This window comes from Phaeodactylibacter xiamenensis (assembly GCF_000759025.1).
Classification (GTDB): Bacteria; Bacteroidota; Bacteroidia; order Chitinophagales; family Saprospiraceae; genus Phaeodactylibacter; species Phaeodactylibacter xiamenensis.
Genome location: NZ_JPOS01000020.1, coordinates 93,089 through 112,049 on the forward strand (window position 1 = coordinate 93,089; position 18,961 = coordinate 112,049).

An 18,961-nucleotide genomic window follows, 5' to 3' on the forward strand; every position below is an offset into this window, starting at 1 on the left:
GCAGGTGGCTTCCTGCCCCTGCTCCATTCTTCAACCCTCAACCGATTTGACGATGAAAAGTAAATTTCTACTCCTCCTTTTTTGCTGCCTGGCGACCTGGCAGTTGGCAACGGCTCAGGATGAAGCCATTTTCGGGCATTACAACCTGACGCCGGTTTTGATCAACCCCAGTGCAGTAGGTTTCGACAATTCCTACCAGCTGCAGCTGAACGCCCGGGCACAGTGGTCGGGTTTTTCAGATGCCCCTACCACCTATGCAGCGCAGTACAATGGTCCGCTGGGAGATAACTTTGGCCTGGGTGTAGGCGTCCTAACCGAGTCTGCTGCGCAATTGCAGCGCCTGCGTGCACACCTGAACTATGCCTTCCGGTTTGATATCAGCGATAATATCAAACTGGCAGCTGGATTCCAGGCAGAATACCAGCAAATGACGCTTGACAACAGCGTTATGACCAACAACTTTGTTGATTTTAACGATCAGCTGGTACAAGACTTTATGAATGGCGAAGGCGAGTTCGACGCCGCCTTAGGGTTCTTCAGCTCGTTTGGTGAAAACACACGGGTAGGGCTCTCTTTCACTAATCTGGTCCGGTCCCGCATTTCTCAGGGCACAGACGAGTCTATTCTGGAGTATTACACCTTCTTTGCCAGCCACAGGATGGAGGTGGAAGATCTGGATTTCTCCTTTGAGCCATCTGTTATGCTGCGGAACGTTCGGGACGTGCCTTCCCAAATTGATATCAATCTGATGGCCCGGTTCATGGACAATCAGCTGACAACAGGTCTGTCTTACCGTTCGCTAGGTGCATTGGGTATTCTTCTGGGCACTCAGCTATCTATGGGGGAGACCAGCAACATTCAGATTTACTACAGCTACGACGTCTTCTTTCAGCAGTTTCAGAGCTACAATAACGGCTCCCACGAAATCAGCCTGATCCTCGGTTTTGAGCGGGATAACAAGAAGCGCCGCCGTTACTAATGGCATTTACTGCTGAGGGTTGAATGTTTGGCAAGGTGTTTGCTATACAATCACTGAATAGGTTAAGATCGCCCCGGTCATTGGGCTGTGGCTCCGTCTTGCTACTACATCTTAATTCGGTGATATTAGTGAAACACTTCAAAAAGACAGGCCGTGTAACATGTTATGCTGCCGGGCAAATGATTGCCTAAAACGAATTTTGATGTAGTTATTTATTCGCCTGCGTGCGGGCTAAGCCTTCTGCTTCCCGCATCCTCCCCCGTCCGGAATCTTCCGTGGAATATCCGGGCCGGGGGAGGAAGTAGGTTTTCGGAAATCAGGGAAACTTTTCCTGAAACAAATTGAAACTTTTAAAATTTGATTCCGTAAACCTATATACGCAGCGCATAATCAGCTGCAAAGATTTAGGCGATTGGATTGTATGTGATTCACAAGAACCGTTTTTCAAGTTTATACTTAAATCGGTTTTTGGGATGGCCTCTCTTCTAACATTAGAAGGGGGGCTTTTTTCTTTGCACCTCCTCTTTTCTACTTTCTCTCGGTTTTCTCTTCTTTTTTCTTCCATTTTTGATTTTTGGCACGCTTTTCGCAGTTATAGGTTTGAGTCAGTAGCCTTCAAACAGGCAAAACAAAATTAGAGACGGCATACGTTTAGGTATGCTTGTGCTTTGTAAAGCAGGAAAGGACAGGTACTCTTAGAGGCTGTAAGGCTTCGGAGCGGCTGTCTGCCCGGTGTGATTCGGTAAAGTGCATGTTGCCCCTGGTCAGTCAGGGACGCATCTGGTGCATTCCCTGATACTCCGTTTTTCCATACTGTACAAAGTGCTATGGTACAACGATTCTATTGCGGGCTGCCTTTGCGGGCAGCAACAGTGCATCAGTTGTTTGGTAACCCGGTAGAGACGCCCGAATGCTTACGTCATTCCGGTACCTGATCCAGGCCCCGACAGCTCCTCGTCCGTAGATGAAGAGGGTGCATGCAGCAATAGTGGAGTTGTGCCTACTCCTATAGTTTGACAGTTGGGCGGATTGCCTGCCTGTCACAAAGCGCTATGGAGTAGTCCGGTATCCGGAGATTGGAACTTCCATAATCCGGGTATCAGCAAAGGTCTCAGGTGTCTGGGAAAGGCTGACTGCATCCATCCATCATGGCGTCAGCTTCAAAGCCCGGATACTGTAGAGACAGTGCCTGGGCTTTTGTCGTTTGTCCCGATTTGTTTTGCCAGTTCATGCCATGTAGGGATACATGCATCAAAGGGGCTGTAGCAGATGAAGTGCTATTTGAGGTCAACAAGAGTAAATATGCAAAACCTTCAAACATTGTTTTTCAGGTCAGGGCAGGCTTGTGCCTGCCCGCTGGCCTCGCTTTGGCATCCACCGGACAAGTTGATTCGAGTACGAATGTTCCGTAAAAGAATAGCCCCGGATCCACCTGTGAAGAAGACCAGGCATATTCCAAATGGGAATTTTTATGGATTCTGCCTTCGACTGGTGGGCAGGTTTTTTGAATCGGGCCGCGCAGGTACTGCTGTGCCGTACCTGCCTGATAGGAGCTCAGGTTCAGTAACTGTGGGTTATTGAAAATGACGTAGTAGGCCCGTGGATGTTTGGACAGGTTCACACCTTGTCCCGTAGCAGGCGAAAAGCCACAGCGCATACGCGGCAACCCAGGGATAACGGGCGTAGCCTGCATTTGCCTGAGCTGCATAATCCTGCAGGCTGGCGTAATGCTAAAGCCCCTATTGATACAGGTAAAACAAAACAGCAGTCAATAGGAGAGCACTGTGCTAGAATGGCTGTTAATGCCTGGTAGTCTGGGATTGCGCACCAGTGAAGGTTCTGGTATGAAATTGCTGTAAGGCCCTTTGGTCTGCAGTCAATACATGGCCTGACTGCAAGTAAAATTTGGCAGGCTTAGTAAGCAACTTAAACAAGGTGTCAGCCCCCCGTCACCTGAAAACAGGCACCCCACGCTATCAACTGTAACGGGCACCTGAATAAATTGTGATGCCATGAAAAAGGAAAGCCAATGCGAATGGCCGGCGGTGGGCTATCTCCATGCGAAGCTGCAGAAAGCAGAGCGCTGGCAGTCTGTCCAGTTGTGTTGGTCTGCCCGCATCGGGACTGTAGTGGCTTTTTAAGCATCGGTTGGAGTACGTTGAGAAGTATGCGGTGCGAGCATATCCTTCCTGTCCGGGAAGCAGATGCGGTCCAGGTTTCAAAAGGACTGGACAGGCAAAACGTTTTTTCCGGTCGATGAGACGGAGGGAGAAAAATGCAAAACGATCAATCAATACGGTTATTGGTGATGCCGGCTCTGCATGGGGCCGGCCACTTTTACCCCAAATCAGGATAATATGGCACATTGATAAGAAGACAAGACGGGCTTTGGAGAAGTATACCTTCAGTTGGGCAGGCTTCCCTTCAAAGGGCTGAGTAGTAAAGGCGCATGCAGCGTACCTTCTGCACGCAACCCGCAGCGGGGCCAGGTTGCCTCTGAATGCCACTTCTGCAAAGAGATAGCTGAACGAATGAGAACGGGCTTACGGTAGCCGTTTGTAACCCTTCCTAACTTCTGTGAGCAGGAGCTTTCGTTGGATGCGCTACCGTACCAACCGGGGCATCCAAAATCAAGCCGTCTTTTTACGTGCCCGGCATGAGCCGGAGCCCCCTAATAGTTAGTCAGCGGCATAAGCTGCCATAATGCAGCCTGGCAGTGCTATGCCCCAAAACAAAGTATTTCAGTATCACTCATAAACTACATCAAAAATGAAACACTTATTAAAAAGCAACCAACATTCGGGCTGGCCACGCGCCACATACGCCCGAATACTGCAAACCATCGGTATGTTGGCTTTTACCTTATTCACAGGCCCGGCTTTGTACGCTCAGTGTGACCTGGCCTGCAACGGAGGCAACCCCAACTTCCCCTTAAACATCCCGGTTAATGGCGATTGCAATGTCGAGCTTGCCCCGGAGGATGTGCTAGAAGTTCCGATCATCTGCCCCGGAGATAAAATCCTCACCATACGGGATACGATGAACAGCATCATCGTGTCTGGTACCAACCTCGTCCTATTTGACCCGGCGCCCTACGAAGGGCAGGTGCTGTCGGTAACGGTAACCGATGCCACAACCGGAATTTTCTGCAACAGCTTCATACGTGCAGTAGACATCAGCCCCCCGGTAATTAGCTGTGTAAACGATACCATCAGTTGTATTGCGGATACTTCGGCGGTGGTCCTCGGTGCACCTGCCGTGAGCGATAACTGCTCAGACGATATTTCCCTGTCTTACTTCGACAACTTCACCAACTTTACCTGTGCTAACGACAACAAAGCAATACTGGAACGGGTCTGGAGTGCTGCCGACGAACAGGGCAACACCTCTTCCTGCTCCCAGTTTATCCTGCTGGAGCGGCCAGACCTCAATACGGATATTGAATTCCCACTGGATACTCTGCTCAGTTGCGAGGTGGGGGACCCAACCCTGAATATGACCGGGCAGCCGGAACTGTTTGGTATCATCATTGAGAACACCAATGAGTGCGACCTCAATGTGACCTTCAATGACGACACCCTCAACCTTTGCGGTAATATCGAATACCAGATACAGCGTACCTGGACGGTGACCGAGTCCTGTTCAGGCACTATGGCCACCGATCTGCAGCTAATAACAGTGGTGGATACCGTGGCGCCGGACATTACCTGTCCCGGGCCCATCACCGTATCCACAAATACAGGCGCTTGCTGGGCTACGGTTACCCTCCCGCCGCCTACGGTAGTGGATAACTGCGACCCTGATGCTACCTTCTTTGTCAGTACCTCCTTCGGTGCTGTAGGCGTAGGGCCACATAATTTTGTGCCGGTAGGTACCCACACGATTCAGTACTCTTCCATCGATTTTTGTGGCAATTCCCAGAGTTGCACCACTACACTGAATGTGGTAGACCAGGAACCGCCCACAGCGGTATGCGAAGAAACCACCGTTGTCAGCGTGTCCAACAACGGACAGGGGACGGTATTCGCCGCTACCTTTAACGACGGGAGCAATGACAACTGCGCGCAGCAGCTTTTCTTCAAAGCCCGGCGTATGACGACCGGAAGCTGTAACGGGCTCAATGGTGATGATTCGAACATACCAGGCTATCAGGAATGGTTTGATGATAATGTCAGCTTCTGTTGTGAGGAGATTGACTCCACTGATATCAGAGTCATTCTGCGGGTCTACGAAATTGACCCTGGTATTGGCCCTGTTGAGCCCACCCGGGAGCTACCTGGTGGTGACCTCTTTGGGCATTTTACAGAGTGCATGGTCAATGTGGAAGTACAGGATAAGATCGCTCCGGTGGTCGTCTGCCCGCAAAATCAGACGATAGACTGTACCGACGACTACAGTGACCTGAGCATTTTTGGGAACGCTACGGTCATGGACAACTGCTCTGCCGAGACGACTCTGGAAGAAACCGTTGATGTGGATAATTGCGGAGAGGGGACAATCACCCGGACCTTCTCCGCTGTGGACCCTTCCGGTAATATAGGAGGCTGTATTCAAACCATACAAGTGGTGAATCAAAATCCACTCACCCTGGGCCTTATCGATTTCCCGGATGATTACACCATCACCATTTGCGGTGCGCCTACTGACCCGGACGACCTGCCGCCCGGTTTTGATGAGCCTGTGGTTATGGACCCTGGTTGTTCAATGATTGGAATCAACCATACGGATGAGTTCTACGATGTGTCCTTCCCGGCCTGCTACAAAATACTTAGGGAGTGGGTAGTGCTGGACTGGTGTCAGTACGATCCGGAAAATCCATCAGCTGGGGGGCGCTTCTCAGACGTGCAGGTTATTAAAGTGGAGGATCTTAATCCTCCGGTTATGGTTTGCCCGGATGATGTGACTGTCGCGATGGGCTCCATGTGCGGGCAGGGCCCGGTGGTGCTTCCTGATGTGACTGCAGATGATTGCAGTACCAATATTCTTATTACCAATGACTCCCCCTATGCAGATGTGGGTGGCGCGAATGGCAGCGGCATTTACCCGGAGGGCACAACCGTTGTAAATTTCTATGCTAACGACCGCTGTGGCAATGTATCGACCTGCTCCGTGGAAGTAACGGTGGAAGATCAGACCGCCCCACAGCCCGTCTGTATTGTCGGTCTGTCCATCAATCTGGCTATGATGAATGGAGAGCCTATGGCGATGATCAACGCTGGTGCCTTTGATGGCAGTACCATAGACAATTGTACCCCCGCCAATGAAATCGACCTTACCATCCGCCGCGCAGGCACCGGGCAGCCTACCACACCACAGCTGACGTTCACCTGCGAAGATGTGGGCAATCAGATGATTGAATTCTGGGCAGAGGATGCTTCCGGCAACAGTGCGCATTGCCTCACGGTCATTGCGGTACAAGATAACAACGGCGTATGCCCGCAGGCCGCCAGCGGTATGATTGCAGGGGAAGTCACTACGGAGTCAGGACAGTATGTGGAAGGGGTCATGGTAGAAGTCATGAGCAGCGACCCGATGATGGCATACACCACTAACGATGGTTTCTTCGAGCTGCTGGGCGTGCCCTTTGGCGGTAGCTACACGGTCCGCCCCGAGCGGAATGCTGACCCTCTGAATGGCGTTTCCACACTAGACCTGATGTTTATCAGCCGTCATATACTGGGTGTGCAGCCTTTGAATACGCCCTACAAAATGATTGCTGCGGATGTTAACCGTTCCGGTTCCATTTCCACACTGGATATCATTGCCCTGCGCAAAATGATCCTGGGCCTGGAAAGCGAGCTGCCCAACGGCAACACCTCCTGGCGGTTTGTAGATGCCAACCATATCTTCCTAAACCCGAACAACCCCTTCGCCACCCCGATTCCCGAAGTGGTCAATATCAATGGTTTTGACCAGGACCATATGGATGCCAACTTCGTAGCGATTAAGGTAGGCGATGTAGACCTTTCGGCTGCACCCAACGACCTTAGCGGAGTTGAAGAACGTGACCCGGAAGGCAGCATGATGGTCCATATACCGGATGTGAGCGTCAACGAAGGGCAGGAATTTACCATTCCATTCACCACCACGGGGCTACATGCTGTACTGGGCTATCAGTTTACTCTGCGCTTCAATACCGAAGCCCTAGAGTACATGGAGCTCGTGGCTGGCCCGGTTCCCGGTATGTCAGGGTCCAATTTCAACCTGCAGAAAACGAACGACGGCTGGATCACCACAAGCTGGAACCAAACCAGTACCCTTCCTGGGGAAGGGCAGTCAGAACTCTTCGCGATTACCTTCCGCGCCCGGCAGCCCATTGAGTCGCTGGAAGAGCTGGTCAGCTTCACGAGCGTGCCGACTTCAAAGGAAGCCTACGATATGGAAGGCAATATTATGGATGTGGGGCTCAACTTTGGTGAAGCCATTTCCTCCTCAGGCAGTGTCCGGGTGGAAGGCTATGAATTGTACCAAAACCGCCCCAACCCCTTCAGCACCAAAACGGTGATTGGCTTCAGGTTGCCGATTGCAGGTGAAGCAAAAGTGACGGTATACGATATGGCAGGCAAGGTACTCTTTCATCAGGAAGGCTATTACGATGCCGGGGCTCACGAGCTCATCATCAGAGGCACCGAACTGGGGGCCTCAGGGTTACTTTACTATCAGTTGCAAACCGCTGACTATGCCGCTACCAGGAAAATGATTCTTATGAATTAATAATTCCGGCAAAACACCCTTTGTGCAACCGCCCAAACGCCAGACTTCCCAACTGGTACGGCGGGTGCACAAACGGGCTGTTCTACCGGATCCGTTTGACAACATTCCCAAAATGTTCCCAATTCGCCCCCGTTTTCCCAGCGGGGGCAATTTTTTTTGCAAGGCTTAGCATTAATTCATATATTGTGATCGAAAATTCATCCCCCCGTATTTTCTGTTTATTTCGGAGAAACGATGAATGCAGTTCCCCCCCCGCAGTATTCAATTTCTCCACGAGCTTTGAGAGGCTAGGTTACAGCTTAACCAAGCCAAAAACAAGGAAGATGGCAGTTCGCTGCCGTCTTCCTATTTCTTCCCGCATCCATACCTGAGGAAATCGCCTCAAAAACGTGCAAACGCTACTTTTTAGCGTCCGCTTAGGTCGTCTACCCGGGCTTTACAATGCCTTCCCCTTACGATTAACTTAACTTAGAATACGCTTCGCGGTTGCTGATAACACATAGGTTGCCTCCCCCCACCATGCTGCTATCGGATGGCCGCTTAGGACTACTTGATTTACCTGTTCACAATCATAAACCCATATGAAACTTAAAAACCGAACCCTGTTTTTTTTGTGCGTACTTCTTTCCTGGGGGCACTCCATGTTTGCACTACCTGATACCCATTCCTCCGACGATCCCATCGCTCCTACTGCAATTTGCGATGACGAGGTTAACGTATCCCTGACGGGGAATGGGGAGGCTATTGTTTTCGCCGGCACTTTTGATGAGGGTAGCAACGATAACGTTTGCTTTGCCGGTGTGAAGGTCCGGCGTATGGGGCAGAGTTATGCCGCTTTCGGCCCCTTCGTTACTTTTGATTGTGCCGATATAGGGCAAACAGTTATGGTGGAATTGCTGGCCATCGACTGCGCTGGCAATTCCAACAGCTGTTGGTCCGCAGTAACGGTGGAGGATAAACTGACCCCAAGCCTGCATTGCCCGCCTACACAATCTGTAGCCTGCCATCAGTCGGCGGATTGGGATTACGTCGGAACGCCTAATGCCTTTGACAATTGCGGTGTTGCCAATCTGGTATTCAACGATCAGGAAAGCACAAATTCCTGTGGTTCCGGTCAGATCGTCCGCATTTGGACCGCAACGGACAACTACGGTAATACCAGCACTTGTACACAGACGATTTATCTCTACGATAATACCCCAATTGAAGTCCACTTCCCACCCGATTACGTTACCTATGATTGCACTACAGTAGACGACCTGGCACCGGAAAACCTTCCCGCGCCCTTTGCCCGTCCGGAAATCCTATACGAAGATTGCGAGCTGATCGCTACCAACTACGAGGATTGGGTCTTTACCGCTGCTTCCGAATCCTGTGTTAAAATCCTCCGCGAATGGCGGGTAATTGATTGGTGTACCTACGAATACGGCGGCAGCACCGGGATCTGGAGCGAAACTCAAATCCTGAAAATCCAGGATACACTTCCACCGGTTTTTACCTGCCCGGACGATCTGCTTGTTCCCACCTCTTTTACAACTTGCACCGCGAGCTTTACATTGCCCCAGCCAACAGACATTCAGGACTGCCTGCCGGGCGTGGAGGTGAGTGCATTTGGTGACCTTGGCAGCGGCTTCCAGTATTCCGGCGTGCCCGTTGGCGTTTATGAAATGAAGTACGTACTGAAGGACGGTTGCAACAACACCAGCAGTTGCGAAATCACTGTTACCGTAGAGGACGGCACCGCACCCACTCCGGTCTGCCTCGAAGGGGTGTCCATAACCCTGATGCAGGGCGGGATGAATGAACTTTCTGCATCCGCCATCGAAATAGGCAGCAGCTATGACAACTGTACTGATTACGAAAACCTCGAACTGCGCCTTGGCTTCGAGCCTGGCCCGGGGCAAACCACACCACCTGCAACCGATGCTCTGACCTTTACCTGCGACAACCTCGGTATGAATGTGATTGCTCTCTGGGTGGGCGATAAATCAGGGAACTGGGGCTATTGCCTGACGAGCGCTGTGGTGCAGGACAACGTCGGCGTTTGCGATCCTGATACCACTTCTACTGATCCAATGGCGGCAATCGCCGGGCATGTTTATGATTTTCAGGGCGACAAAATACCGGATACAGAAGTACGGCTGAATGATCTGGATATGGCAATGACGGATATCCTGGGCGATTATCGGTTTAGCGGAATGCCCATGGGCGGCAGTTACGAAATCACGGCTCAAAAATCGGATGACCCAAGAGCAGGCATTACTACCGGCGATTTGCTGGCCATCGCCCGTTACCTGATGGGCGTAGACACCATCACCAGCCCTTACCAACTGGCCGCTGCAGATGTGGACCAGTCCGGAACCCTGGATTCAGACGATATTATGATGCTCCACTTCATCCTGCTGGGGGTTCAGCCCGATCTGGCTGAAGGCTTAGGGTGGCGGTTCATCCCGGAGTCCTTTGTTTTTCCCAATGATACTTTGGTGACGGTGGGCTATCCTGAAGCCATCCTGATTGATACCCTTGGGGCAGACTTCATGAATGGGCACTTCGTCGGCATCAAGCTGGGGGATGTCAATGGCAGCTCGATGGAGGATACGTCTTCCACATTCCAATCCCTGGAGAACCGGAGCATTAAAACCGCTGACATCGTCATTCGGGACGAAGTGCTTCAGCCGGGTCAGGAATACCAGCTGTCAGTTTCCATTAGCGCCCATCTGACTGGGGGAGTATTACAGCTTTCGCATCCGGATTTGGAAGTGATTGGCGCGGAAGCCGCTTCCGTTGAGGCTGTATTCCTTCACGCTGCTCCCGATGGTTCCACCACACTAAGCTGGTTGGGAGATGCCGGGCAAGGACAGCCGGCTTTCACGCTTAGTGTCAGGGCAAAGCAAACGGTCCCGGTAAGCCAGGCTTTATCGTTGTCTGCCCAAAGCCGCGCCATGAAAAATGCGGAAGACTACGGGCTTGCTCTGGGTTTTGGAGCACCCGCTTTCGACACACAGGTTAAGGTGCAGCCTAACCCCTTCCGGGAAACATTATTGCTGCAGTATACACTGCCCGCCTCAGAAGAAGTAAAACTTCAAATCTGGAATGCGAAAGGTCAAGTCGTACTGACACAATTCCGGCCGGGCTTCAGAGGTGTCAACCAATGGAACCTCCCCGCTTACCAGCTGCAGGTACCCGGCACCTACTTCTACCGGTTGTCTTCAGAAAGCCTGCAGCATCAGGGGCGTTTGGTCCGGATGCCGTAGCAAGAATTCGTTTTATTGTTTAAGTGTAATGCAGAGGGCCGGGCCGCGAGGTTTTGCCCTCTTTTTCGTACCTGATCCCACGCTTTTGAGCTGCCAAAAATGTATATTTGGAGGATGACTACGGAAGCACAACTTGCAGAATGGAAACGTGCCTGGCGCCACTTACTGAGCGAAAGCCTGGGCAGGGTCTTCGATGCGATTGAAGAGCGCTTGCCAGCAGGCAGCGAAAAGGCAGACGAGTTGCTCTTGCTGAAAGCCCAGCTTAATGAGGCCAACCGGGCTAAAGTCATGGGCGTCAAATCCAGTGAAGACCTGCAACTGGACTACAACCGCATCCGTTTGCACTTGCTGGAATGGATTGACGGATTAGAAATTACAGATTTTAATGCCGCTGCATCCGGGCTAAAGCCCAAAGGAAGAGGTGTGCTGCTGCACAAAATCCCCCGGCAGATGGAAGTAGGCAGGGAAGAAGTCTGTGTCATTCGCCTGGCCTACGACCGCGCCGTCATCGCGGATAATCTGGAGCTGACAGAAGCCGTAGAGGTTAAGGAAGTAACTGTTTCGGAAGTCATGGAAGCGGAGCTGATTGATGCCAACAGCGAACCAGCGTTCCGCATCCGCACCTATCACGATGAGCGGCAGTTTCTGGAGGTAGGGGCCTACACGGAGTGGAAGTTTTATGTGGAGCCCATACGGGAAGGCACCTTTCGGCTGTTGCTCAAACTGACCGTCATCGAAGAAGTAATGGGCGCCCGCGAACGCCGAAATATCACTTGGGAAGAACAGGTACAGATCGTCACAGAATCTGATATAACGGAACCGGCTACATTCCGTGCTGCCGGAGTCGCCTTATCTGCACCCAGCGTACCTCCGCTCAGCCCCACAATGACAGGCGGCGGTGCATTTCCCGGAGCACCCTCCGCGCCCCGGCGTACCGACCCGTTTTCCCCGGCTGCAAAAGAAGAGCAGACAACCCGGCCTTCAGCAGGGACAGGCACACCAAAACGGAGTACGGCGCAACAACAGCAGCAGCCACAACCAGCTCCTGCAAATGCTAAAGGGCGAAGCCTGGTCCGCCGGCTCTCCATCGCGGCCAGTGTAGTGCTGATTGTTGGCTTTGGCGGGCTGTACCTGCTCTCCACCGGCGAGAAAAGCGCTGCAGAGGAACAGTATCCGGCTAATGAGGTACCCGGCAAAGTGGTGGAACCTACTGAGCGCCCCGTTGCTTTACCATCAGGTGTGAGGTGGTCTGCCGCCTTAAGCAACCGGAGGATCCTCCGGTCGGACCCACTGCCGGCAAGGCCTGCTGCACCTGTGGTGTTCGAAGTCTGCGTGGCCGCATCCGGTGAAGTAGTGAAAGTAATGCCGGTTCCGCAGAGTGCCGCTGACCGGCAATGGGTAGCACAGGTAGCCCGCAGCCTGAATTCCTGGGCTTTTGAGCCTGCCGTCGGAGAGACTTGCGGTACCTTCACTTATCTACCTGAATAATCCGAATTCTTTGGAAACTGGTCGATCAAAATTGCCCATCTTTGAATTTCTGTGTTTTTTCACCCTCAAAACCAAAAAGGCTTAAATGACCTACGATAATTTCACGACAAAATCCCAGGAAGCCATTCAGAAAGCCCAGCAAATCGCCGGTAGTTTAGACCAGCAACAGGTCGGCACCGCCCACCTCGTCCGGGGGATTCTGGAAATAGAAGAAGATGTTGCCACTTTTCTCTTCAGCAAATGCGGTGTGAGCATGACCACCCTGCGCAAGGGGCTGGAAAAATCCATCGTGGCTACCCCGAAGGTGAAAGGTACCGAAAAGCAATTTCTAACCAAGCCTGCCAATAAAGCACTCAGCCGTGCAAAAAAACTCCTGCCTGATTTTGGTGATGAGTATATCTCTATTGAGCTCATGCTTATGGGCATCGCCCTTGGTGATGATGAAACGGGTAAATTGTTGCAGGCAGAGGGCGCTACGGAGGAAGCCCTTAGCGCCGCCATCGAAGAGCTGCGCAAGGGGCGAAAAGTCACTGACCAAAGCGCAGAAAGTGGCTACAATTCTCTAAAGAAATTCGCCATCAACCTCAACGAGCGGGCAGAATCCGGCAAGCTCGACCCCATCATCGGGCGGGATGAGGAAATCCGCCGCGTACTCCATATCCTGAGCCGACGTAAGAAAAACAACCCTATCCTGATCGGCGAAGCAGGCGTAGGGAAAACCGCCATCGTGGAAGGCATTGCCTGGCGGATCGTACAGGGCGATGTGCCCGAAAACCTCCGCGAAAAGAAAATCCTGACCCTCGATATCGCTGCCCTGATCGCGGGTGCGAAATACAAGGGGGAGTTCGAAGAACGCCTGAAAGCAGTGATTAAGGAAGTCGCGGACTCCAATGGCGAAGTCATCCTGTTTGTAGATGAGATCCATACGCTTATCGGAGCAGGCGGGGGCAATGGTGCTATGGATGCGGCCAATATCCTAAAGCCTGCCCTGGCGCGGGGAGAGCTGCGGACCATTGGCGCGACTACTTTGGACGAATACCAAAAGTACTTTGAGAAAGACAAAGCCCTGGTGCGCCGCTTCCAAACCGTCCTAATCGAAGAGCCTAGCGTGGAGGATACCATCTCCATCCTCCGCGGGCTGCAGGAGAGGTATGAGGTCTATCACAAAATCGAGATACTGGACAGTGCGCTTATCGCCGCTGCGGAGTTGTCCCACCGGTACATCGCCGACCGCCACTTGCCGGATAAAGCCATTGACCTGATTGATGAGGCGGCTGCTAAACTCCGTCTTGAACTGGACTCCGTACCGGAAGAAATAGACGAGTGGGACCGACGGGTGCGTCAGCTGGAAATTGAGCGGGAAGCCCTCAAGCGGGAAGGCAACGACCGCAAAGTGGAAGCCATCAATGAGCAAATTGCCAATGCACGGGAAAAACGGGATGGCATCCGCGCCACCTGGAAGAACGAAAAGGAAATCGTGGACACCATTCAGGGCATTAAAAAGCGCCTGGAGGAACTGGAAACGGAAGCCGCTAAAGCCGAACGCAACAGTGATTTTGAGCTGGTGGCCAAAATCCGCTACGGCCAGATGCAGGAACAGGAAGCCATGCTCAAAGCAGCTGAGGAAAAGTTGGGCGAGCTCTCCGAAGAGAAGCGCTTCACCAACGACGAGGTTTCCGGCGATGATATTGCCGAGATTGTCTCCCGCTGGACGGGCATTCCCGTGACCAAGATGCTGCAAAGTGAAAAGGACAAACTCCTGCGCCTCGAGGATGAGCTGCATAAGCGCCTGATCGGTCAGGATGAAGCGGTACGCGCAGTAGCCGATGCAGTGCGCCGCAGCCGGGCTGGATTACAGGATGTGGACCGCCCGATTGGCTCCTTTATCTTCCTCGGGCCCACCGGCGTGGGCAAAACCGAACTCGCCAAGGCTCTTGCTGAAGTCCTGTTTAATGACGAAAAGGCCATCACCCGTATCGATATGAGCGAGTATCAGGAGCGGCATGCGGTTTCCCGCCTTGTGGGTGCGCCTCCGGGCTACGTGGGCTACGATGAAGGCGGGCAACTGACTGAAGCGGTGCGCCGCCGGCCCTATTCCATTGTACTGCTGGATGAGATCGAAAAGGCACACCCCGATACCTTTAATGTCCTGCTGCAAGTCCTTGATGATGGCCGCCTGACAGATAATAAGGGGCGGGTAGCTAATTTCCGGAATACCCTCATCATCATGACTTCCAACATGGGCGCCGAGGTTATCCTGGAAAATTTTGAGGATCTGATCGAGTTGCCTGAAGACAAACAGCCGGAAGTGCTGGATGCTACCAAAGATGAAGTTTTCGACTTGCTGGAAGAAGAGCTGCGCCCGGAATTTCTGAACCGCATTGATGAGCGCATCATGTTCCTGCCGTTAACCCGGGAGGAAATCAAGCAGATTCTCCACTTGCTACTACGAAAGGTGAAAAAAATGCTTGGCGATCAGGGTATGTCCATCGAACTGACACCGGCTGCCGAAGACCTGCTGGCCGAGATGGGCTACGACCCGCAGTTTGGTGCCCGGCCCATGAAGCGGGTCCTTCAAAAGGAGGTGGTCAATGAGCTGTCCAAGCATGTACTGGCGGGCACTTTTGTTGCGGGCGACACCATCGTGGTAGCTGAAAAGGATGACGAACTGACGTTCGAAAAGAAATAGGTACGTCTGTCAGGCAACTGCATGGAAAAAAGCCGCCAACTTCGCCTCGTCAAGTTGGCCATCGGTGCGGACTCCGCTGCACAGGTCAATGCCAAATGGCTGTACTGCCTCAATGGCCTGCCGGACGTTTTGAGCATTCAGGCCGCCGGCGAGAAAAACCGGAGCCCGGGCTTGTTCCACAATCCGGCGGCTAAGTGACCAGTCGTGCGTACGCCCGGTGCCCCCCAGTTCCTTGATTTTGAGGCTAGGGTTGCCGCTGTCGAGCAGCAGTGCATCCACCGATTCCGATACCCGGACCGCTTCCTCAACGGAGCCCTCATCAAGAACATGAATAACCTGAACGAGCTTAACCGCCGGCAGTGCCGCCCGGATGTCCGCGTAGGTGCCTTCAGACAGGGCATCAACCAATTGCAGCGTATTGGTGTGGACCTTTTTGTGGTGGGCGATGATCGCTTCCGCTCTGGTCTCGCTGGTCAGCAGAAAACTAGCAACTGGTGGAGGTATGTCAAGTACAATTTGAGCAATGGCATTGTTCGTTAGCGTACCCGGGCCGCTTGGCATAGGACCTACCAGGCCGAGTGCATCGGCTCCGTACTGTACGGCGAGTTGAGCCTCCTGGACATTGCTGATGCAACAGATTTTCACCCTTGGAGATACTGATTTATACATAGACCCCTGTTTTATACCGATGATTAAGCGGTATACCCTGGGGTAGCACACCACTTCGTAATGCGTATAGCTTCGCTGCTTCAGATACTAACCCGCCTTGCTATTGGTTTGACCCTGACAATAGCAACGCTGCAGTGTGCCCGTTCGGTCAGTTGGGTCGTGAAATTGCCCACTACCATACGTTGCAGAAAGCCTACTTTAGTAGTGCCCACGATCAGGATGTCAAATTCACCCGACTTTTCCACCAGCGTATCAATGGGGTTGTCAGAAGCCATGACCTGCGTGTTGTACAGCGCCCGTGCGGAGTGCCGCTGAATGGCTTCGATGAAAATCTTGCCGGACTCTGCCTGTTGTGCAGCGGTAAAGTCCTTTGGCAGAATATTGAGAAAAGTAACCGTTCCCCCAAACTGCGTGGCTAATGCTCCGGCCAGTCGCACCATCAGGTTGAGGTTCAGCCGACTACCCAGGGAGACCGCGATGCGCTTGGGCTGGAAGGCAGTTCCCGAACCCTGCAGGCGGAAGAAAATGAAGTCCGTAGGCGCTTTATTGAGTACTTGTTCGAGTAGGTTGAGGGTAGCGGGTTTGGCAGACTTGCCCGCGTAGCCCATGACCGTAATATCGCAATTTTCCTCTTCAGCCGCATGCACGATGCCCATGCCCAGCTTATGGGAAGCACGGATAACGGGTTTGACTTTTACGCCTTTCGCAGTAGGCCAGAGCGCAGTGCGTTCGAGGAGTTCCAGCGACTGATCGGATTCAGAAAGTGCCGTGCGAAAGTCGACCTGCTCCGGCGTATTTACTACGTGCAGGGCTATAATTTCCCCGCCTTTGGTGGCCAGTAAGGCATGGCAGAGCTCAAAAATACTTTGCTGGGTGTTGGGGTTCGCTACCGGCATGAGAATCCGCTCGGTACTGCGTAAGTGAATCCGCCGCCCTTCATCCGCAAGCGTTAGCTGAAAGCCGGTCTCCTGCCGGAACACCCGCTTGCGTGCGTAGAAAAAGTATACCCCTGCGCCAATCAGGGTGAGCTGCAGCCCAAAGAACAGGGACAACCAGTCGAGCGTAAACAGGAGGCCCAGGTTGGCGATAAAAGTGAGTTCCGGCAGTATGCGTTTCCATAGAGCCTTTGGGCGCCGCTCCGGTTGCGTGCGGTAAATTTGCCGTAAGGCCAGCGATACGGGCAACAGGGAGACCAGCAGGCAGAAGTTGGCGGCTTTGGCGATAAAAGCAAGGTCGAAGAGCAGCAAAAAAACAAGAATCAGGATACCTCCGGCCAGAATTGCTGCTCTGGGTGTCTTCGCCCCTTCGTGCACTTTGCCCAGGAGGTCCGGCACAAACCGGTCTCGTCCCATCGCGTAAATCTGCCTGCCCTGAGAGAGCAAAGTGCTGTTTAGCGCTCCCGCAGCCGCCAGAATACCACCCAGTGAAATCAGCAGCCATCCAAAGCCTCCAAAAACGGCTGTGGCCACGTCTGCCAGAGGAGCACTGCTTTTCGCCAGCTCCTGCCAGGGCACGACCATAATACTGACCACGGCCACCAAAAGATAAAAGATGAATGCAATTCCCATGGAAAGCTTCATCGCCTTGGGGATGGTTACAGTAGGGTCCCGGATTTCATCCGCATTATTGGCAATTAACTGATAACCGAAGAAAGAAATGTAGATGATGCCGATGGCGCTAAAAGTGCCGCTGTAACCGGTTTGGAAGGTAGGTACAGCCAGCTCGGGCTGCAGGAACAGTGCGGCCCCCAGCAGTAAAATGATTAGGATTGCCAGGTTACCCCAGGTCAGCAGGTTTTGAATGCGGTCAGCCCCTTCTGTACCTTTGGCATTGAGGTAGGAAGAGAGCAGGACCAGCCCTCCGGCAGTAGCTTTAACCCCAAACGCAGGCACCTGATAGCCAAAGAGCGCAGTGAAGTATTCCGCAAAACCAATGGCATATAGACTACAGGCAAAGATGCTACCAAGGGCAAGGAACCAGCCCGTCACAAAGCCGCCCAGACTACCCAGTGACTGATAGGCATAGGCGTATCCGCCTCCCGAAATGGGGACGAGCTTTGCCATCTCCGCAAACAGCAGGGTGGTCAAAAAAGCAAGCCCTCCGCACAGGATATAGGATATCCAGACCGAAGGGCCTGCTACGCCCGCTGCCAGGCCAATGAGCACATAAACCCCGGCGCCCATTAGTGCGCCCACGCCAATCGTAGTAGCTCCAAACAGGCCCACCGTCCGCTCAAAGGTGACCGGGATGAGTTTCTTGTGAAAGATGTCGCGCAAACTGTTCGCCATAGTGCTGTTGGTTTTGGGTATGCCTCAATCCAATAACAACACCATCGCAGATTTTGCCTACAATTCTTTCAGGTTTATGACCTCAAAATTCCGAACGGCAAAGTAGTCATCAAGCCCGTAGTCTGTATTGATAATAATACCGCCCAGCAGCGCAACGTGGTCGCCGTGGAACTCCTTTTTGGTGTCGTTGATGTACTGATGGATCTTCTGGTCAATAATTTTGTAGGTGGCTTCGGTAATAGCGACCTCCTGATTGTCAGCCGCCAGTATTTCCTCCCGGTAGGGCAGCAGGCTTTTCTCCAGCGTCATCTGCTGATAGTCATCGTCGTGTACCTGTGGGCTGTAGTTGTCATTCTTCCGGAACCGGTCCAGCGCCAGCATAAGTGCACCACAGGAGTTACCCGGGTTATCCTGACGTGGCCGGTACATTCTACCCGTTTCGCCCTCCAGGGTTATTCCAATGTGCGGGCCATAAAAAATAAAGGCAGAGCCATCGTCCGGAATATGATGGGCGAATGCGGTCATACCGGTTTGCCCGGCAAAGGGGATGCCGCCCAGCCCGCCCATGATGAAGGGGCCAAACAGGACGTTGAAAAAGGTGGTGGAGGGAACGTTGATGTCATCCGAACAAAGCGAAGTGGCCATGAGGACTTTAGACACATCCAGGCCGTATTCGTCTTGCATCCGGCCCATATAGCGGACGGAAGTGTCTTTGGCGTCAGTAGCGTTAGGGAAAACAGCCTTTACAATTTGGTCAAATTTTCGTTGCAGCATGTCAGTAGTAGTTGGTGAATGAAATTGGCTTTCAGTATAGGCATTACCGGGCAGGCAAGTTAGCGGTAACTTCATGCGGCTTCAGTAATGTTGCTCACTAAATAAA

General features: G+C 52.7%; 10 protein-coding genes. 6 read left to right on the forward strand and 4 right to left on the reverse strand.

Annotation, left to right across the window (positions count from 1 at the left end):
- The first annotated feature begins 52 nt into the window (after window positions 1-52).
- The gene (locus IX84_RS09550; protein WP_044219373.1) at window positions 53-979 is read left to right on the forward strand and encodes a PorP/SprF family type IX secretion system membrane protein; all 927 of its coding nucleotides are present in this window, start codon (window positions 53-55) and stop codon (window positions 977-979) included.
- Window positions 980-2,306: 1,327 nt separating this feature from the next.
- Here IX84_RS09550 and IX84_RS09565 read toward each other — a convergent pair.
- Window positions 2,307-2,687, reverse strand: coding sequence for a hypothetical protein (locus IX84_RS09565; RefSeq protein WP_044219381.1), 381 nt, complete (start codon window positions 2,685-2,687; stop codon window positions 2,307-2,309).
- Between the two features lie 304 nt (window positions 2,688-2,991).
- Between IX84_RS09565 and IX84_RS34325 the strand changes: the two genes are divergently transcribed.
- The 5 genes from IX84_RS34325 (at window position 2,992) to clpB (ending at window position 15,124) form a co-directional block, all read left to right on the forward strand.
- Entirely contained in the window at window positions 2,992-3,120 is a 129-nt protein-coding gene (locus tag IX84_RS34325) for a hypothetical protein (RefSeq protein WP_262501626.1), read from the forward strand.
- Window positions 3,121-3,748: 628 nt separating this feature from the next.
- On the forward strand, window positions 3,749-7,693 hold the full coding sequence (locus tag IX84_RS09575; RefSeq protein WP_081968682.1) for an HYR domain-containing protein: 3,945 nt from the start codon (window positions 3,749-3,751) through the stop codon (window positions 7,691-7,693).
- Window positions 7,694-8,304: 611 nt separating this feature from the next.
- Window positions 8,305-10,947, forward strand: coding sequence for an HYR domain-containing protein (locus IX84_RS09585; RefSeq protein ID WP_160213714.1), 2,643 nt, complete (start codon window positions 8,305-8,307; stop codon window positions 10,945-10,947).
- A gap of 114 nt (window positions 10,948-11,061) precedes the next feature.
- Complete coding sequence (locus IX84_RS09590; RefSeq protein WP_044219394.1) at window positions 11,062-12,435, forward strand: hypothetical protein; 1,374 nt, start codon at window positions 11,062-11,064, stop codon at window positions 12,433-12,435.
- Window positions 12,436-12,520: 85 nt separating this feature from the next.
- A complete protein-coding gene (gene clpB, locus IX84_RS09595; protein ID WP_044219397.1) occupies window positions 12,521-15,124 on the forward strand; it encodes an ATP-dependent chaperone ClpB in 2,604 nt (867 codons plus the stop codon).
- Window positions 15,125-15,133: 9 nt separating this feature from the next.
- Here clpB and IX84_RS09600 read toward each other — a convergent pair whose 3' ends face one another.
- From IX84_RS09600 to IX84_RS09610, 3 genes are all read right to left on the reverse strand, one after another.
- Entirely contained in the window at window positions 15,134-15,793 is a 660-nt protein-coding gene (locus tag IX84_RS09600; protein ID WP_044219401.1) for a phosphoribosylanthranilate isomerase, read from the reverse strand.
- A gap of 80 nt (window positions 15,794-15,873) precedes the next feature.
- Window positions 15,874-18,081 carry an amino acid permease gene (locus IX84_RS09605; RefSeq protein WP_044219403.1) on the reverse strand — a complete coding sequence of 736 codons (2,208 nt, stop codon included), beginning with the start codon at window positions 18,079-18,081 and terminating at the stop codon, window positions 15,874-15,876.
- A gap of 57 nt (window positions 18,082-18,138) precedes the next feature.
- A complete protein-coding gene (locus IX84_RS09610; protein WP_076650632.1) occupies window positions 18,139-18,855 on the reverse strand; it encodes a hypothetical protein in 717 nt (238 codons plus the stop codon).
- Window positions 18,856-18,961: the final 106 nt, after the last annotated feature.